The sequence below is a fragment of the Pseudomonas sp. LBUM1641 genome (assembly GCF_059716235.1).
Genome location: NZ_CP166815.1, coordinates 2,691,669 through 2,708,758, shown reverse-complemented (window position 1 = coordinate 2,708,758; position 17,090 = coordinate 2,691,669). Strand labels below are relative to the sequence as shown.

15 protein-coding genes are annotated in these 17,090 nt (G+C 62.8%); 10 read left to right on the top strand and 5 right to left on the bottom strand.

What is annotated here, in order from left to right:
• Window positions 1-884: 884 nt before the first annotated feature.
• The 10 genes from ACA046_RS12435 to ACA046_RS12390 all read left to right on the top strand — a co-directional run bounded on the left by ACA046_RS12435 (window position 885) and on the right by ACA046_RS12390 (window position 11,103).
• The gene (locus tag ACA046_RS12435; RefSeq protein WP_497676651.1) at window positions 885-1,655 is read left to right on the top strand and encodes a FadR/GntR family transcriptional regulator; all 771 of its coding nucleotides are present in this window, start codon (window positions 885-887) and stop codon (window positions 1,653-1,655) included.
• 96 nt (window positions 1,656-1,751) lie between these two features.
• Window positions 1,752-2,954, top strand: a complete 1,203-nt coding sequence (locus ACA046_RS12430; RefSeq protein ID WP_497676650.1) for an ABC transporter substrate-binding protein — start codon at window positions 1,752-1,754, stop codon at window positions 2,952-2,954.
• A 67-nt stretch (window positions 2,955-3,021) separates the two neighbouring features.
• Window positions 3,022-3,882, top strand: coding sequence for a branched-chain amino acid ABC transporter permease (locus ACA046_RS12425; protein WP_003215751.1), 861 nt, complete (start codon window positions 3,022-3,024; stop codon window positions 3,880-3,882).
• Between the two features lies 1 nt (window position 3,883).
• Window positions 3,884-4,894: a branched-chain amino acid ABC transporter permease gene (locus ACA046_RS12420; protein ID WP_497676649.1), complete on the top strand. Its 1,011-nt coding sequence runs from the start codon at window positions 3,884-3,886 to the stop codon at window positions 4,892-4,894.
• Entirely contained in the window at window positions 4,891-5,640 is a 750-nt protein-coding gene (locus tag ACA046_RS12415; RefSeq protein ID WP_167665587.1) for an ABC transporter ATP-binding protein, read from the top strand. Before ACA046_RS12420 ends, ACA046_RS12415 begins: the two co-directional genes overlap by 4 nt.
• Window positions 5,640-6,335: an ABC transporter ATP-binding protein gene (locus tag ACA046_RS12410; RefSeq protein WP_497676648.1), complete on the top strand. Its 696-nt coding sequence runs from the start codon at window positions 5,640-5,642 to the stop codon at window positions 6,333-6,335. The genes ACA046_RS12415 and ACA046_RS12410 overlap by 1 nt, the downstream gene beginning before the upstream one ends.
• Window positions 6,336-6,348: 13 nt before the next feature.
• Complete coding sequence (locus ACA046_RS12405; RefSeq protein WP_497676647.1) at window positions 6,349-7,620, top strand: Zn-dependent hydrolase; 1,272 nt, start codon at window positions 6,349-6,351, stop codon at window positions 7,618-7,620.
• Window positions 7,617-9,020 carry an amidase gene (locus ACA046_RS12400; protein ID WP_497676646.1) on the top strand — a complete coding sequence of 468 codons (1,404 nt, stop codon included), beginning with the start codon at window positions 7,617-7,619 and terminating at the stop codon, window positions 9,018-9,020. Before ACA046_RS12405 ends, ACA046_RS12400 begins: the two co-directional genes overlap by 4 nt.
• Window positions 9,021-9,183: 163 nt before the next feature.
• Complete coding sequence (locus ACA046_RS12395) at window positions 9,184-10,047, top strand: LysR family transcriptional regulator (protein ID WP_497676645.1); 864 nt, start codon at window positions 9,184-9,186, stop codon at window positions 10,045-10,047.
• Between the two features lie 51 nt (window positions 10,048-10,098).
• The gene (locus tag ACA046_RS12390) at window positions 10,099-11,103 is read left to right on the top strand and encodes a LacI family DNA-binding transcriptional regulator (protein WP_459028025.1); all 1,005 of its coding nucleotides are present in this window, start codon (window positions 10,099-10,101) and stop codon (window positions 11,101-11,103) included.
• Here the strand turns inward: ACA046_RS12390 and ACA046_RS12385 are convergent.
• The 5 genes from ACA046_RS12385 to ACA046_RS12365 all read right to left on the bottom strand — a co-directional run bounded on the left by ACA046_RS12385 (window position 11,100) and on the right by ACA046_RS12365 (window position 17,087).
• On the bottom strand, window positions 11,100-11,825 hold the full coding sequence (locus tag ACA046_RS12385; protein ID WP_318303947.1) for an SDR family oxidoreductase: 726 nt from the start codon (window positions 11,823-11,825) through the stop codon (window positions 11,100-11,102). The genes ACA046_RS12390 and ACA046_RS12385 overlap by 4 nt on opposite strands.
• Window positions 11,826-11,946: 121 nt before the next feature.
• A complete protein-coding gene (locus tag ACA046_RS12380; protein ID WP_497676644.1) occupies window positions 11,947-13,470 on the bottom strand; it encodes an FGGY-family carbohydrate kinase in 1,524 nt (507 codons plus the stop codon).
• A 1-nt stretch (window position 13,471) separates the two neighbouring features.
• Window positions 13,472-14,551: an alcohol dehydrogenase catalytic domain-containing protein gene (locus tag ACA046_RS12375; RefSeq protein WP_421526031.1), complete on the bottom strand. Its 1,080-nt coding sequence runs from the start codon at window positions 14,549-14,551 to the stop codon at window positions 13,472-13,474.
• A 69-nt stretch (window positions 14,552-14,620) separates the two neighbouring features.
• Window positions 14,621-15,613 (bottom strand): ABC transporter permease, encoded by a 993-nt coding sequence (locus ACA046_RS12370; RefSeq protein WP_177021686.1) that lies wholly within the window; start codon window positions 15,611-15,613, stop codon window positions 14,621-14,623.
• Window positions 15,579-17,087, bottom strand: coding sequence for a sugar ABC transporter ATP-binding protein (locus ACA046_RS12365; RefSeq protein WP_497676643.1), 1,509 nt, complete (start codon window positions 17,085-17,087; stop codon window positions 15,579-15,581). The genes ACA046_RS12370 and ACA046_RS12365 overlap by 35 nt, the downstream gene beginning before the upstream one ends.
• Window positions 17,088-17,090 lie beyond the last annotated feature (3 nt).

Below are 17,090 nucleotides of genomic sequence, written 5' to 3'. Positions count from 1 at the left end.
TAAAAAAGTAACCAAAAAACGCTTTGCCCCACCACTCGGTGCCTCGCCTAGGCTCGGCATGCCCGCACTCCGGCTCGGCTCCGCGGGCCGCCGCGACGGGCCATCCATGGCCCGACGCGGCTAAATCGGCTTCCCTGCCGATTTACCCGCTCCACCGTGCCTGCTTGCGGCCATCGTGGTTAACGGGGCCCGCAGATCAAGATCAAAAGCAGATCAAAAGCAGAGCACAGCGGCCTACAGGCCGGCTTGAGTGTTAGAAGCAGAGGCAAGATCCAGAGCGAAAGCAGAGCTGCTTTTCTGTGGGAGCGGGCTTGCTCGCGAAAAACCTGAGACCGCCGCGTTAATTCAGGATGCAAACGTCATCGTTAACGACCTTCGCGAGCAAGCCCGCTCCCACATTTGGACCGTGCCCGCTTCTGGTTTTGCTGTTGCTGTTGCTGTTGCTGTTGCTTCACCACACTCAAGCCGGCCTGTAGGCCGCTGTGCCCTTGATCTGCTTGTGATCTTGATCTTAGGCGCCCCGTTAAACCACGCTGGCCGAACGCAGGCTTTGGAGCGTGGGTAACCCGGCAGGACGCCGGGTTAGCCGCGCTGGGCCAAGGATGGCCCATCGCGGCGGCCCACGCTCCAAAGCCGGAGTGCGGGCACACCGAGCCTAGGCGAGGTGCCGAGTGGTGGGGCAAGAGCGTTTTGCTTACTTTTGCGCTGTTCAAAAGTGAGCCGCTGTAAGAGCGGAACCATAGGCGGCCGTTACCGCAGCAACGGATATGCCCCCCCCCTCATTTACGACCCATCCAAACCAAAAACGACCCCCTCCGTTGACGCCCCACCCCAAACCCCTATTAAGTACTATTAATGCGCATTAATAGGATCAATCACCCACCATGCTAAGCCGCCCGTTGCGCCGCAAACGCCAGAAGCTCTCCGACGTGATCGTCGAGTCGGTCAAACGCTCAATCGTCACCGATGCCCTGAAACCCGGCGACCGTTTGCCCACCGAACGCGAACTGATGGAAAGTTTCCAGTGCTCCAAAGGCTCCGCCCGCGAAGCCCTCAAGGCGCTGGAAGTCGAAGGCCTGGTCAACACCCGCACCGGCCCCAGCGGCGGCGCCTACCTCAACCGGGCCGGCACCGAACCCGCCAGCCGCGCCTTGCGCAACTACCTGCACTTCCAGCACCTGGACGGCGAACAGGTCTACCAACTGCGCAAAGTCATCGAAGTCGAACTCGCCGTCTCTGTACTGGGCCGCCTGAGCGAAGACGACTACCGCGCCCTCCAGGACAACGTCGACTTTTGCAGCGCCCCCGAAGACAGCGAAGCCGGCCAACGCGAACAACGCATCGCCGAACTCGAATTCCACAACCTGCTGGCCAAGGCATGCCCCAACCCGCTGCTGGGCTTCATGGCGCAATTCCTCAACGACCTGCTGCGCGACCTGGTCGTCCTGAAAAAAGCCTACAAACCCAAGCGCAAGCAATTCGACGCCGCCAACCTCGACTACCACAAGCAACTGCTGATCGCCTTCCGAGCCGAAGACGAAGCCACCGTACGCAGCCTGATGCACGAACACATGTGCGACGCCGAACACCACATGACCGCCCTTGAAGGTGAGGTCAGCCCGCACTTTCTACTGGAGTTCGATCACAACCACTGACACCCCCCAACCCCCAATAAAAGGCCTGCCCACAGGCCGTGCTCCACCGTATCGCCATTGCCACTCCTGCCAATAACTAATCCAGGGAGTCACCCCATGCAGCGTCGTACGTTGTTGAAAGCCAGTCTCACCGCCGCAGCCGCCCTCAGCCTTCCGCTGAGCGTGCGTTCTGCATTCGCCGCCGAGCCTTTTACCTTTTACGGCCTCAAGTCCATGTCTGGCGCCTTTGCCAGCTATGGCAAATTTGCCGACATGGGTTCACGCCTCGCGGTGGAACAACACCCCGAGCTGCTCGGTCGCCCGCTGAACTACAAAGTGATCGACACCGAAGGCAACGCCGGCAAGGCCGTGCGCAAGGTCCAGGAAGCAATCCAGCAGGACGGCGCACGCTTCTTCCAGGGCTGCACCCTGTCGTCTTCGGCACTCGCGGTGGCCAAGGAAGTGAGCAAGGCCGGTGGCGTGTTCATGACCCCGGTGGGCGCCGATGAAGTCACCGGCAAGGACTGCAACAGCGCCACCTTCCGTTGGTCGGTGCCGACTTACGGTGCGATCCGCGAGACCCTCGTGCCGCTGATCAAGCTGCTGCCCGACGCCAAGCGCTGGTACACCATCACCCCGCAATACGTGTTCGGTGAAGCCCTGCTCGAAGGCGCCAAATCGGTGCTGGCCGAGCATGGCCTGGAACACGCCGGCAACAGCTACCACTCGCTGCAGGAACAGGAATTCTCCGGTTACCTGACCAACGCGATCGCCGCCAAACCCGATGTGCTGGTGCTGCTGAACTTCGGCAGCCAGTCGTCCAACACCCTGCGCCAGGCGGTGAACTTCGGCATCAAGGAGCGCATGAAAGTGCTGCTGGTGTGGTCCGCCGGCCTCGATCAGTTCCAGGAGCTGGGCAGTGACGTACTGGAAGGCGTGTACCTCGGCGCGCAGTACTGGCATCAGGTCGACACCCCGCTCAACCGCGATCTGGTGAAACTGACCAAGGCCAAATACGGCATCAACCCCACCTACCCGCTGGCCGCTGACTACATCAGCACCAAGGTCATGCTCGAAACCATCATCTCCACTGGCAGTTTCGACGGGCCGACCGTGGCTAAGGCCATGCAGGGCCTGAGCTACGAAGGCCCCACTGGCAAGGAATCGATTCGCGCCGGCGACCATCAGGTGATCAAGGATTACTACCTGCTGGTAGGCAAGGCCGCCGCCGATATGGCCGACAAGGACGACCTGGCCAAGGTGCTCAGCTCCGGCCAGTCGTTCCCACCGGTGGAAGCCACGGGCTGCGTGCTCGGCTGATCCGCTGAAAATCTACTGGTGACACAGCGCAGGGCCGCTCACGCGGCTGCCTGCCGAGGGTTCCTGCATGCTTAATCTTTACCTGTTCCAGATTCTCAACGGCCTGGGTCTTGGGATGATTTACTTCCTGATCGCGGTCGGCTTGACGATCATTTTCGGCTTGCTGAACTTCGTCAACTTCGCCCACGGTGCGTTCTTTTTGCTGGGCGCCTACATCTGCTACACCGCCGTCAGCCTCACCGGCAGCTTCTGGCTGGCACTGCTGATTGCGCCGCTGGTGGTGGCCGCGCTGGCCTGGGTGATCGAGCGATTATTGATCCAGCGGATTTATCACTTGCCGCACATGTTCCAGATTCTGGTGACCTTGGGGATTGCCCTGATCATCCAGGAAGCCAGCGTGATGATCTGGGGCCCGGTGGGCAAAAGCGTCGCCGTGCCGGAATTGCTGCGCGGGGTGCTGGTGGTCGGCGATTTCGTCTACCCCTACTACCGGCTGTTCCTGATCGTGTTCTCCGGCCTCGTTGGCCTTGGCCTGTGGCTGCTGCTGGAACGCACGCGCTTCGGCGCCCTGGTGCGCGCCGGCAGTGAAAGCACGGAAACCGTGTCCCTGCTGGGCACCAACATTTTCCGCCTGTTCTCCATGACCTTCGCTCTCGGCGTGGCCCTGGCCGGCGTTGCCGGTGTGCTGTTCGCGCCGTTGCGCGGCGCCCAGCCCTTTGTCGGCCCGGAAATCCTAGGCGTGGCGTTCGTGGTGGTGGTGATTGGCGGCATGGGTTCGTTCAGCGGCGCACTGGTCGGCGGCCTGTTGGTCGGCGTGGTGCAAAGCCTGATGACCACACTCTGGCCCCAGGGCGCGAGCCTGATGATCTACGGCGCAATGGCCGTGGTGATTCTGGTGCGTCCTTACGGCCTGTTCGGGAGAGCCTGACATGAGCGAGAAAAATCCCCTGCCGTTCGCCAAAACCCAGTCGCGCTACATGCTGCTGTTGGTGCTGGCGGTATTGATCGGCTTACCGTTGATTTTGCCCTCGGCGACCCTGGCCACCGAGATCCTGATCTTTGCCATGGCCGCCCTCGCCTGCAACCTGCTGCTGGGTTACACGGGGCTGCTGTCGTTCGGCCAAGGCATCTTCTTCGGGGCCGGCGCCTACTGCGCGGCGTTGCTGATGATCCACCTGCAACTCGGCCTGTTCAGCGCATTGCTGGGCGCCGCTGTCGCCGGTGGTTTCCTGGCGTTTCTGGTGGGTGCCCTGGCGATCCGCCGCACCGGCATTTACTTCGTGATGCTGACCCTGGCCTTCAGCCAAATGGCCTACTTCGTCGCCTACACCCTGAGCGACTGGACCGGCGGCGACAACGGCCTGCTCAGCGTGCCGCGCCCGGAAATCCGCATCGGTGAGACGGTACTGTTGTCCCTCACCGATGCCCGCGCGTTCTACGGGTTTGTCGCGGTGCTGTTCCTGCTGATCTTCATCGGCGCGCGCCGGGTGATCGCCTCGCCGTTCGGCAGCACGCTGATGGCGATCCGCGAAAACGAAACCCGCGCTTCAGCCATCGGCTACGACACCCGCCACTTCAAGATCCTGGTGTTCATACTGTCTGGCGCCGTGACCGGGATTGCCGGGGCGCTGTACGCGATGCTGCTGCACTTTGTGCCGCTGTCGAACATCGACCTGGCGATGTCCGAGAACATCCTGATCATGACCATCGTCGGCGGCACCGGGTCGCTGTTCGGCTCCTTGCTGGGCGCCGGCTCCATCGTGCTGCTGGGGGACTTCCTGTCTGACCTGTGGCCGCGCTGGCTGATGCTGCTGGGGGTGATTCTGATCCTGGTGGTGATCTTCATGCGCGGCGGTTTGTGGGGCGGCTTGTCGACCCTGTTCGAACGTGTGCGCGGCAGCCGCAAGGCCGACGTTGTGAGCAAGGAGAAGCTGTCATGAGCATCCTGTTGGAAACCAAAAACCTGGAACTGGCCTACGGCGCATTCCACGCGGTGAACGGCGTCAACCTCAAGGTCGAGGCCGGCACCATCCACACCATCATCGGCCCCAACGGTGCAGGCAAGACCAGCCTGTTCCACTGCCTGACCGGCGAGCGCCAGGCCACTGCCGGGGCGATTCATTTCGACGGCAAGAACCTGATGCGCAAACCGGCCCACGGCCGCGTCGGCCTGGGCATGGCCCGCTCGTTCCAGCTCACCAGCCTGTTCCAGAACCTCAGCGTGCGCGAGAACCTGCGCCTGGCCGCCCAGGGCCGCGACGGTGCCCGCGCCCTGAACTTCTGGCGCCGGGTCGACAGCAAGCGCGAACACCTGGAGATGGCCGACCAGGTGCTGGAACGCCTGCAACTCACCGCCCGCGCCGACACCCTGGCCGGCGAGTTGTCCCACGGCCAGCAGCGGGTGCTGGAAGTCGGCATGTCGATCTGCTCCAAACCCAAGCTGCTGATGCTCGACGAACCCACCTCGGGCATGGGCATCGACGACATCCCGATCATGACCCAACTGATCAGCGACCTCGGCCGCGACCATACCGTGCTGTTGATTGAGCACAACATGAGCATCGTCATGTCCATCAGCCAACGCATCACCGTGATGAGCCACGGCCAGATCCTGGTGGAAGGCACACCGGAATTCGTGCGCGCCGACGAGCGCGTGCGCACCGCCTATTTGGGAGAAGCCGCCTGATGCTGACCGTCGACAATATCCATTCCTACTACGACAAGAGCCATGTCCTTGAAGGCGTGTCCCTGACCGTCAATCCCGGCGAACTGGTGACCCTGCTGGGGCGCAACGGTGCCGGCAAGACCACCACCCTGCGCAGCATCCTCGGGATTATCTGCCCGCGCCAGGGCCAGATTCACTTCAACGGTCAGCCACTGGTAGGGCAGAAAATCTTCGAAATCGCCCGTCAGGGCCTGGCACTGGTACCGGAGAACCGCGGGATCTTCCGCCTGCTGACCGTCGAGGAAAACCTGCGCGTTGCGGTGCGCAAGACCAGCCGCTGGCAGATGGAAGACGTGTACGGCATGTTCCCGCGCCTCAAGGAGCGCCGCAAAAACGCCGGCCACGCACTGTCTGGCGGCGAGCAGCAGATGCTCGCCATCGCCCGCGCCCTGCTCAACGATCCGAAGCTGTTGATCCTCGACGAACCCACCGAAGGCCTCGCGCCGGTGATCGTCGACGAACTGGTGAAGATCCTGCGCAAGGTCAAGGAAGACGGCCTGCCGGTGCTGCTGGTGGAACAGAACCTGATGGTCTGCGACAAGCTCGCCGAGCGCCATTACGTCCTCGAACAAGGCCGCGTGGTCTACGAAGGCAGTGCCGAAGCCTTCCGCGCCGACCCGACGATCAAGAACCGCTACCTGGCCCTGAGTGCCTGACCGGAGACTGCTGATGAATAGTTTTGCGCAACCGCTCCAGAGCAACGCCCCGCTGATCAACCGCGACCGCTTGTGGCAATCGTTGATGGACCTCGCCCGCCTGGGCGCCACGCCAAAAGGTGGCGTATGTCGCCTGGCCCTCACCGACCTTGACCGCCAGGCCCGCGACCTGTTTGTGCAATGGTGCGAGGCGGCCGGCTGTAGCGTCAGCATCGACGCCATCGGCAATATCTTTGCCCGCCGCGCCGGGCGTAATCCGGCACTGGCGCCGGTGATGACCGGCAGCCATATCGACACCCAGCCTACCGGCGGCAAGTTCGACGGCTGCTACGGCGTGATGGCCGGCCTGGAAGTGATCCGCACCCTTAACGATTTGAATATAGAGACTGAAGCACCGATCGAAGTGGTGGTGTGGACCAACGAAGAAGGCTCGCGTTTCCCGCCATGCATGATGGGTTCCGGGGTGTTCGCCGGTAAATTCGACTTGCAGGAAACCCTCGACAAGCAGGACGAGCAAGGTCTGTCGGTGGGCGCCGAATTGCAGCGCATCGGCTATGCCGGCTCCCGCGCGGTGCTGGGCCATCCGGTGGGCGCCTATTTCGAGGCGCATATCGAGCAGGGCCCGGTGCTGGAAGACCAGGCCACCACCATCGGTGTGGTCATGGGCTGCCTGGGCCAGAAGTGGTTCGACCTGACCCTCACCGGCGTCGAAGCCCACGCCGGCCCCACGCCGATGCACCTGCGCAAGGACGCCTTGGTAGGCGCGGCGCAAGTGGTCAGCGCGGTGAATCGCATCGCCCACGAACAACAACCCCATGCCTGCGGCACTGTCGGTTGCCTGAGCCTGCACCCGGGCTCACGCAACGTGATTCCCGGCCAAGTGCACATGACCATCGACCTGCGCCACCTGCACACCGACAAGCTGCAAGCGATGGTCGACGAAGTGCGCCAGGTGATCGAAGCGACTGCCGAGCAACACGGCCTGAGCTTTGAACTGACGCCTACTGCCGACTTCCCGCCGCTGGACTTCAACCCCGCCTGCGTCAACGCCGTGCGCGAGGGTGCAAGCGCCCTGGGCCTGAGCCATATGGACATCGTCAGCGGCGCCGGGCATGACGCGATCTTCGTCGCCGAACTGGGCCCGGCCGGGATGATTTTTGTGCCATGCGAAGGCGGCATCAGCCACAACGAAATCGAAAACGCCGCACCGGACGACCTGGCAGCGGGCTGCGCCGTGTTGCTGCGGGCCATGGTCAACGCGGCGCAAGGAGTTAAAGCGGCATGACGGATATCGCCAACCTGACCGCTGTTGAGCTGCTGGCTCTCTATCGGGATAAAAGTCTGTCGCCGGTGGAAGTCACCGAAGATGCATTGCTGCGAATCGAACGCTACAACCCGGCGGTCAACGCCTACTGCCACGTCGACCCGGAAGGCGCCTTGAACGCGGCCCGAGCCTCGGAACAGCGCTGGCTCAAGGGCCAGCCGTGCGGCGCGCTGGACGGTGTGCCGGCGTCCATCAAGGACCTGACGCAGACCATCGGCATGCCGACGCGCAAGGGTTCGCGCACCACGTCCGCCGAGGGCCGGTGGGATGTGGATGCGCCCTTCTCGGCCTTCATGCGCAAGGCCGGCGCGGTGCTGCTGGGCAAGACCACCACGCCGGAGTTCGGCTGGAAAGGCGTCACGGATAATCCGTTGTATGGGATTACCCGCAACCCCTGGGACACGCGCATGACGGCGGGCGGTTCGTCCGGCGGTGCCGGTGCGGCGGCGGCCTTGAACCTGGGCGTGCTGCACCAAGGCAGCGATGCCGGTGGCTCGATCCGGATACCCTGCGCCTTCACCGGCACCTTTGGCATCAAGCCGACCTTCGGTTACGTGCCGCAATGGCCGGCCAGTTCGATGACCATTCTGTCCCACCTGGGGCCGATGACCCGCACCGTGGAAGACTCGGTGCTGATGCTGCAAACCATCGCCCAGCCGGACCCGCGGGACGGGTTGATCGGCGCGCCACGGACCACGCCATGGTTGCAGGCCGGGGCTGACTTGAAGGGCCTGCGTATCGCCTACAGCCCGAACTTCGGTTATGTGGACGTGGACCCGCAAGTGGCCAGGGTCGTTGCTAAAGCGGTCGAAGGCCTGGTGCAGTTGGGTGCCCATGTAGAGCAGATTGATCCGGGGTTCAGTGATCCGCTGGAGGTGTTCAATACCCTATGGTTTGCCGGTGCAGCACGCCTGGCCGGACCGTTGAGCGATGCTCAGCGGCAACTGATGGACCCGGGGTTGCTGCGCATTGCGCAACTGGGCGAACAGATCAGCCTCAGTGACTACAGTGCGGCGCTGGAAGCACGGGCTGCGCTGGTCGCGCGCATGGCGGCGTTCCATGAACATTACGATGTGCTGGTGTCGCCGATGATGCCGATCACCGCGTTCGAGGCCGGGCATAACGTGCCGCCGGGCTCAGGCCTTGGGGAATGGATGGAGTGGACGCCGTTTACCTATCCCTTCAACCTGACCCAGCAACCGGCGGCGTCGGTGCCGTGCGGGTTGGCAGCGAATGGCTTACCGGTGGGGTTGCATGTGGTGGGGGCGCGGTTTGCGGATGAGCAGGTGCTGAGGGTTTGCCAGGCGTATGCCAGGGCATTCCCGACCGAGCACCTGCAAGCCCCAAAAACCCCAACCTGAAATGCAATCAAACTGTGGGAGCGGGCTTGCTCGCGAAGGCGGTGTATCAGTCAAGGCATCCGGTGACTGACACACCGCCTTCGCGAGCAAGCCCGCTCCCACAGTTTTGTCCGTATTCCAATCATCACCCCCTACAATGCCTCCTATCATCCAAGGGGCTTTTATGGACATCGAACTGGCACGCACCTTCCTCGAAATCACCCGCTGCGGCAGCCTCGCCGCGGCGGCCGAGAAGCTGCACGTCACCCAGACCGCGATCACCGCCCGCGTCAAAAACCTCGAAAGCCAGCTCAACAGCACCCTGTTTGTGCGCAACCGCGCCGGTGCCCGCCTGACCCCGGACGGCGAGGCTTTCGTGGTCTACGCCAACCAGCTGGTACAAACCTGGGAAGCCGCCCGCCGCGACCTGCCGTTGCCCGATGGTTACCGCAACGTGCTGCACATCGGTGGCGAAGTCAGCCTGTGCAACCCGTTGATGCTCGGCTGGGCCCAGGCCTTGCGTGAACACATCCCCGGTCATGCCTTGCGCACCGAGATTCGCGAAGGCGAATACCTGTTGCGTCAGCTGGAGCTGGGCGTGCTGGACGCCGCCTTGGTGTTCCAGCCGCAATACTGGCCGGGGTTGCAGGTGGAGCAGGTGCTGGAAGAAAAGCTGATCCTGGTGCAACTGGCGGCGCGGCCCGAGCCCTACGTGTATATCGACTGGGGCCAGGGCTTTCGCCAACAACACGACGCGGCGCTGCCGGAAAAGGCCCGCGCAGCCCTGAGTTTCAATCTGGGGCCGTTGGCGTTGCAGTACATCCTGGAGAACGGCGGCGCCGGGTATTTTCGCACGCGGGTGGTGCAGAGCTACCTGGACAGCGGCGTGATGGAGCGAGTACCCAAGGCGCCGGAGTTCAGCTTTCCGACGTACCTGGTGTATTCCCGCGAGCGCGACTCGGCGGTTTTGCAGCAGGCACTGAGCTTGCTGCGGTCGGTGGTGGAGGCGGAAAAGGATTGGTCGCAGCGCTGGGATCCGGTGATTTGAAGCCGTGCACATGGTAGCCTCAGGTTGTTTTCTCCTGGTTTCCCCCTGCCGATGAACAAGAAAAAATCCGTCACCATCAGCGACATCGCCAAACGGGTCAACATGACCACCATCACGGTGTCCCGGGCGCTGAGCAAACCCGACCTGGTCAAGCCCGCCACCCTGGCGCGGATTCTCGAAGTGGCGCGGGAGCTGGACTACGTGCCCAACGCCTTCGCCCGCGGGCTCAAGCGCAGTGAAAGCCTGATCATCGGCGTGATTACCGCCTCGGTGGACAACCCCTTCTACAGCGAGATGATCAAGGCGATTTCCCGCGAGGCGAAAAAGCACGGCTACACCATCATGCTGGTGGACACCGACGAGCTGGAAGAACTGGAAAGCAAGGCAGTCGACACCCTGTTGGGCTACCGCGTGGCGGGGATCATCCTGTCGCCGGTCTCCGACGAGCCCAGCTACCAGCCGGACTACCTGGAGCGCCTGGGCAACGGCAAGACCCCGGTGGTGTTGCTCGACCGCACCATCCACGAGAGCCCGTTCAGCCGCGTGGTGCTGGATAACTACCACAGCGGCATCGAGGCGGCGCAGTACCTGGTGCGGCAAACCCCGAATCTCAAGCGCCTGCTGGTGCTGACCGGGCCGGAGCATTCGCGCATCACCATGGAACGCCTCAAGGGCTTGAAAGAAGTACTGGCCGAGCACCCGCAGGTGCACGTCGAAGTATGTGCCGGCGACTACACGCTGATGCCCTCCTACCTGCACACCCTCGACTACCTGGCCGAGCACTCGGCGCCGGACGCGATCATGGGCTTCAACCAGTTGATCACCCTCGGCGCCTTGCGCGCGTTGCGCATGCACAACATCCCCCACGAAAGCCTGACCATCTGCGGCATCGACCGCCTGCCCTTCGCCGATATCTTCGGCGTGCCGATTGCCTGCGTGGCCCACGACGCATCACTGGCCGGCAGCAGCGCGGTGCGGCTGCTGCTGGACCGCCTTGAAGACCCGCACAAACCGCGGGACAAAGTCGTGATCGCCGGCAAACTGGAGAACGGTTAGCGGCTGGTATAGCCGCCATCGATCGGCAGGCTGACGCCGCTGATCATGCTGGCGGCATCGCTCAGCAGGAACAGCACCGGCAGGGCCACCTCCGCCGTTTCGGCAAACCTCCCGAGGGGAATCGCCGCTAATGCCGGGTCGCGCTTGGCGGGCGCCGACCAGGCCATCTGCGCCATGGGCGTGAGGGTGACGGTGGGGTTGACGCTGTTGACGCGAATCCCGAAACGTCCCCATTCCGCGCATTGCACGCGGGTGATGGCGTCCAGTGCGGCCTTGGAGGCGCAGTAGCCGAGGTGGTCGTCCAACGCTACGAGTGAGGCCTGGCTGGAAACGTTGACGATGCTGCCCGCGATCTTGGCTTCAATCATTGCCGCGGCGATACGGCTGGCGACCTGGGCGGCGGCGCGGGCGTTGACGTTCATCACTTGGTCGAAGGCTTCGGCGCTGATGGCAGCCGCCGGCTCCAGGCGAGAGATGCCGGCGCAGTTGACCAGGCCGTGCATCGGCGGCAAACCTTGCAGGGCCAGGTCCAGGGCGGCGCTGTTGGCGATGTCCAGGCACAGGGTTGCGCAGCCGAGTTGGGCCAGGGATTGGGCATCGCGGCCCAGCGCAAAAACCTCGGCACCGCTGGCGATCAGTTGCAGGGCGATTTCCCGGCCGATGCCGCTGCTGGCGCCGGTGACGAGGATGCGCTGGTGGGTGAAATCAAAAGTGGCGTTCATCACAGGAACCTTGGGTGTGAAGCCCCTGTAGGAGCGAGCTTGCTCGCGAAAAACGCAAGGGCACCGCGTACCTTCAGGAAGCACTCGTTATCGTTAACGTTTCTCGCGAGCAAGCTCGCTCCTACAGGCTGTGCATCAGTGACTTCAGCGCCGGGTACAGTTCAAGATAATTGGCGAATGAGTGGTCGTAGGCCTGGGTATTCTCAGCCTTCGGCTCCGCCCGCAGCTCCAACTGCACCCAGCCCTTCTCCATCTGCCGATCATCCACCAACCCCACTGCATGGGCCGCCAACAACGCCGCGCCCAGTGCTGCCTCCACCTCTTGCACAATGGTGTAAACCGGGTAGTGGGTGATGTCCGCAATGATCTGCATCCACAAATCCGAATGGCTCGCCCCACCCACCACAATCAACCGTGGATCTAGGGAATGCGCCCCACGGGTGCCCGCTTCGATATTGTGCCGCAGGGCAAAACTCACCCCTTCGAGCACCGCGCGGTACAGGTGGATACGGCTGTGATACAGGTTCAGCCCGACAAAGCTGCCACTGGCGCGGTCATCCCACACCGGGCTGCGTTCGCCCATGAGGTACGGCAGGAACAACAGCCCTTCACTGCCCGCCGGGATCTTCGCGGCGCTCTGCTCCAGCAGCCACAAACTGTCCTGGCCGGTGTCCCTGGCCTGCTGCTCTTCCGCCTGGCAGAACTGCTCGCGAAACCAACTGACCGACGCCCCGGCGGTAATCGCACCGCCGAAGATGTACAGGTCCTGATGGCCGTTATAGACGTGCGGCATGCTCACCAGGCCATGGCGCGCGTCCACCTGCTGATTGAGATAACCCCAACACATGCTGGTGCCGATCATCGCCACGTGATTGCCCGGTCGCGTCACTCCGGCGGCCAATGTAGCCATGGCTGCATCCACGCCTCCGGCAAGGAGCGGCGTGCCCGCCGACAAGCCCAATCGCCGGGCCCATTCCTCGAGTAACCCGCCCACCACTTCACCGGAATACAGCAAGCGCTCCGGCATCATCGCCAACGGAATCTCAAGCGCCGCCAGCATCTCGGCCGACCAGCCACGCTGCACCACATCGTAGACGCCGCCGATATTGCCGGCGCTGCTGTGGTCCACCGCCACCTCGCCGGTCAGGCAATAGTTGATATAGCTGTTGGGCGGCAGCAGGTAGCGGGTGTTGGCCCACACCTGCGGCTGATGCTGCTTGAGCCAGAGCATCTTGGTGAAGCCGTAGTAGCTGTCCACCGAGTTGCCGGTAATCGCGAACAGCCGCTCCAGGTCCACATGCTCGCGCACCCACACCACTTGCTCGCCCGCGCGCCGGTCCATCCAGATCAGGCACGGGTGCAGCGGCGTGATCTGCGCGTCCACGGCAATTCCGGAGCCGCCGTACAGGCTGCTGATGCACAGCGCCTTGACCTGTTCTTTCGCGACGCCGGCCTTCGCCATGCACTGGGCGACGCAGACCTCGACCGCATCCAGCCAGACCTGCGGCCACTGCTCGGCCCAGCGCACTTTCGGGGTATCCACGCGATACCCTTGGCTGTGCTGGGCGATGATCAAGCCGTCCGCATCCACCAGCAGCGCCTTGGTGCTCTGCGTGCCGATGTCCACACCCATTACGTAGTTCATGTCAGACCACCGGCTTCAGCAGCACCTTGATCGACTTGGTCGAGTTGGCCAGTTCAAACGCCTCGGCCCAGTTATCCAGCCCGAAGTCATGGGTCACGATGCCCTTGGAGGTCACCAGCCCGCGCTCGAACAGGTCGATGGCCACCGGGTAGCAATACGGCCCCAGGTGCGCGCCACGGACGTCCAGTTCCTTGCGGTCGCCGATGATCGACCAGTCGGCGCTGGTCTCGGCACCAAACACACTGAACTCGACAAACCGCCCGAGCTTGCGGATCAAATCCAGGCCTTGGGTAACGCCCGCCGGCACACCGGTGGTTTCGATGTACACGTCGCAGCCGTAGTTGTCGGTCAGGCCATTGATGATTTCGCGAGCATTGTCTCGCGACGGGTTGATCACCACGTCGGCCCCGTACTGCTTCGCCAGTTCCAGGCGCTCGTCGACCATGTCGATCACCACCAGTTTCTTCGGCGTTTTTAGCGCCGCCACCTGCACCATGCACAGGCCCAGGGTGCCGGCACCAGCAATCACCAACACGTCATCCAACTGGATCTCACCTCGGTTGACGGTGTGAATCGCGCAGGACATCGGCTCGATCAGCGCCGAATCCTCCAGGGACACGGACTCCGGAATCTTGTGCACAATAGCGGTCTTGGGAATACGCATGTACTGGGCCATGCCACCTTCGGCCACTTCACGCTGGAAGCCGAAGATGTTGTGCACTTCACACATCCAGTACTTGCCAGACTTGCAGAAGCGGCACTTGCCACACGGCACGATCTGCTCGGCGATCACCTTGTCGCCGACCTTCACTTCAAAGTGTTCCTCGGCACCCTCACCCGCTTCCACCACGTAGCCAAAAAACTCGTGCCCCGGCACCACCGGCGCCTTGACCCACGGGTTGTCGCCGCCCCAGAACATCGCGGCGCCCGAGTGGCATTTGCAGTCACTGGCGCAGATGCCGCAGGCGGCGATGCGGATCACCAGTTCATTGACCCGCGCCTGGGGTTTGCTGATGCGTTCCAGGCGGTAGTCTTTCGGGCCGTGGCAGACGACGGCTTGCATTTGGTTGTGCTTTTCCATGATGTGCGGACCTTTCTTGAGCATGAGAGAACCCATCGCGGCCACCATGGCCGCGTGGTGATAACCGGTTTACTTGTGGCGCTGACGGCTGATAAAGATCGCCAGCAAAATGATCCCGCCCTTGATCACGCTCTGGACGTAGGGCGAGACCCCAAGCATGTTCAAGCCGTTGTTCAACACCCCCAGCAGCATGGCGCCGAGCAAGGTGCCGACGATCACCCCGCGCCCGCCGGCAATCGAGGCGCCGCCCAAGACCACGGCGGCAATCGCGTCGAGTTCAAACGACACCCCGGCATTCGGCTGGCCACTCATCAAGCGCGAGGTCAGCACCAGCCCGGCAATCGCGGCGGTAAAACCGCTGATGCCATACACCAGCAACTTGAAGCGCGCCGCCCGCACACCGGACAGGCGCACCGCTTCCTCATTACCGCCAATCGCGTAGATATAGCGACCGATGCGGGTGTGTTGCAGCAGCACATAGGCCGCCAGGTACGTCACCAGCATGATCAGGATCGGCACCGAAATACCGAACAGGCTTTCGCGACCAAAGAAGCCAAACCACTCCGGCAGACCGGAAATCGGGTAGCCATCGGTGTACATCAGGCCGAACCCGCGGGCGATGCCCATGGTCGCCAGGGTGACGATGATCGGCGGCATGTGCAGGTAGGCCACAAACAAGCCGTTGCCGATGCCGAAGGCCACGCCGACCAGCATTCCGGCGCCAATCGCCAGGCCCGGCGGCAAGCCCGCGACCATCAAGCCTGCGGTCAAGGTGCCGGACAGCGCCATCACCGGCCCCACCGACAAATCGATGCCGCCGGTGAGAATCACGCAGGTCATGCCCACCGCGATAATCGCGTTGATCGACACCTGGCGCGCAATGTTTGACAGGTTGTTGGCGGTGAGGAAATTGTCGCTGGCGAAGATCATCACCAACGTCACCACCAGCAGCCCGACAAAGGGATAAAACGCCGGTGAGCGAATCAACCGCGCCAGGTTCAGGCGCAGCCGGCCAGGCCCCACGGCATTAATGGACGTATTCACTTGAGCCCCCTGTTGCATGGCGCATGACCTCTTGAGGATTGACGGCAGACGCTTCCAGTACCTTGACGATGGCGCCCTTGTGGAACACGGCGACGCGGTCGCACATGCCGATGACTTCCGGCAGTTCCGAGGAAATCATGATGATTGCGTAGCCTTGTTCGGTGAGGCTGCGCATCAGTGCGTAGATCTGCGCCTTGGCACCGACGTCGATGCCACGGGTGGGTTCGTCGAACACCAGCACGTCGCAGTGATGGTTGATCCAGCGGGCAATCACGACTTTCTGCTGGCTGCCGCCGCTGAGGTTGAACACCCGGCTCTCGCCGCTGGGAGCCTTGATCGACAGCTGGCGCATCAGCGCTTCGACGCTGGCGCATTCCATGTCCTTGTCGATCAGGCCGCTGGCGTTCTGGTATTTGGGCAGGTTGTTGAGGGAGATGTTTTCGCGAATGCTGAAGTCGGTGATCAGGCCTTCGGTCTTGCGGCTTTCCGGCAGCAGGCCGATGCCATGGGCCAAGGCCTGGGCCGGGTCGTCGAGGGTGATTTTTTCGCCGCGCAGCCATACGTCTTTGCTCACCGACGGCAGCGCGCCCATCATGCCCAGCGCCAATTCGGTGCGGCCGGAACCCACCAGGCCGGCAAAGCCGAGAATCTCGCCCTTGTGCAATTCAAAATGGTTATGGGGGCCGTTGCGCACCAACTGGATGTCCTTGACCTCCAGCAACAGCGGCCCGCGTTCGCTGCTGGGCTTGGGCGGAAAGCTGCATTCCAGGCGGCGGCCCACCATCATTTCCACCAGGCGGTCGATATCGCTGTCGGCCACATCGGTGACGCCCACATTGCCGCCGTCGCGCAGCACGCTGATGCGGTCGCACACCTGGAAAATCTCCTCCAGATGGTGAGAGATAAAAATCACCGCCACACCCTGGCGCTTGAGCTCACGCATGATCTCGAACAGCAGCTCGGCTTCGCTCGGCGTCAGCGTGGCGGTGGGTTCGTCGAGCACCAGCAGCCGCGCATCCAGGGCGAGGGCCTTGGCGATCTCGACGAACTGCTGCTCGGCCACACTCAGGTGCTTGACCGCGCATTGCAGGTCGATGCTGACGCCGAGGCGCTTGAACAACGCCTCGCTCGCCACGACCATTTCGCGCTTGCGCAACAGGCCGAAGCGGTTGCTCAGCTCATGGCCGAGGAAGATATTTTCCACTGCCGTGAGGTAGGGAATCAGGCTGAATTCCTGGAACACGATGCCGATACCGGCGGCAATCGCATCACGGTAGGTCGCGAACTGCCGGGCCTCACCGTCGATCAGGATCTGCCCTTCGTCCTGGTGCTCGACCCCGCCAAGGATCTTCATCAGGGTCGATTTGCCCGCGCCATTTTCCCCAAGCAAGGCATGAATCTCGCCGCGCTGCACTTCCAGGTTGATCGCCTTGAGGGCTTGCACCCCCGGGTAGCGCTTACAGATATTTTCCAGCTTCAGAAGACTGCTCATACC

Coding starts and splice junctions, on each gene's coding strand:
- ACA046_RS12420 (WP_497676649.1), top strand. CDS start 3,884: ATGAGCGAGAAAAATCCCCTGCCGTTCGCCAAAACCCAGTCGCGCTAC.
- ACA046_RS12375 (WP_421526031.1), bottom strand. CDS start 14,551: ATGGAAAAGCACAACCAAATGCAAGCCGTCGTCTGCCACGGCCCGAAA.
- ACA046_RS12430 (WP_497676650.1), top strand. CDS start 1,752: ATGCAGCGTCGTACGTTGTTGAAAGCCAGTCTCACCGCCGCAGCCGCC.
- ACA046_RS12410 (WP_497676648.1), top strand. CDS start 5,640: ATGCTGACCGTCGACAATATCCATTCCTACTACGACAAGAGCCATGTC.
- ACA046_RS12400 (WP_497676646.1), top strand. CDS start 7,617: ATGACGGATATCGCCAACCTGACCGCTGTTGAGCTGCTGGCTCTCTAT.
- ACA046_RS12390 (WP_459028025.1), top strand. CDS start 10,099: ATGAACAAGAAAAAATCCGTCACCATCAGCGACATCGCCAAACGGGTC.
- ACA046_RS12395 (WP_497676645.1), top strand. CDS start 9,184: ATGGACATCGAACTGGCACGCACCTTCCTCGAAATCACCCGCTGCGGC.
- ACA046_RS12415 (WP_167665587.1), top strand. CDS start 4,891: ATGAGCATCCTGTTGGAAACCAAAAACCTGGAACTGGCCTACGGCGCA.
- ACA046_RS12370 (WP_177021686.1), bottom strand. CDS start 15,613: ATGCAACAGGGGGCTCAAGTGAATACGTCCATTAATGCCGTGGGGCCT.
- ACA046_RS12435 (WP_497676651.1), top strand. CDS start 885: ATGCTAAGCCGCCCGTTGCGCCGCAAACGCCAGAAGCTCTCCGACGTG.
- ACA046_RS12385 (WP_318303947.1), bottom strand. CDS start 11,825: ATGAACGCCACTTTTGATTTCACCCACCAGCGCATCCTCGTCACCGGC.
- ACA046_RS12405 (WP_497676647.1), top strand. CDS start 6,349: ATGAATAGTTTTGCGCAACCGCTCCAGAGCAACGCCCCGCTGATCAAC.
- ACA046_RS12380 (WP_497676644.1), bottom strand. CDS start 13,470: ATGAACTACGTAATGGGTGTGGACATCGGCACGCAGAGCACCAAGGCG.
- ACA046_RS12425 (WP_003215751.1), top strand. CDS start 3,022: ATGCTTAATCTTTACCTGTTCCAGATTCTCAACGGCCTGGGTCTTGGG.
- ACA046_RS12365 (WP_497676643.1), bottom strand. CDS start 17,087: ATGAGCAGTCTTCTGAAGCTGGAAAATATCTGTAAGCGCTACCCGGGG.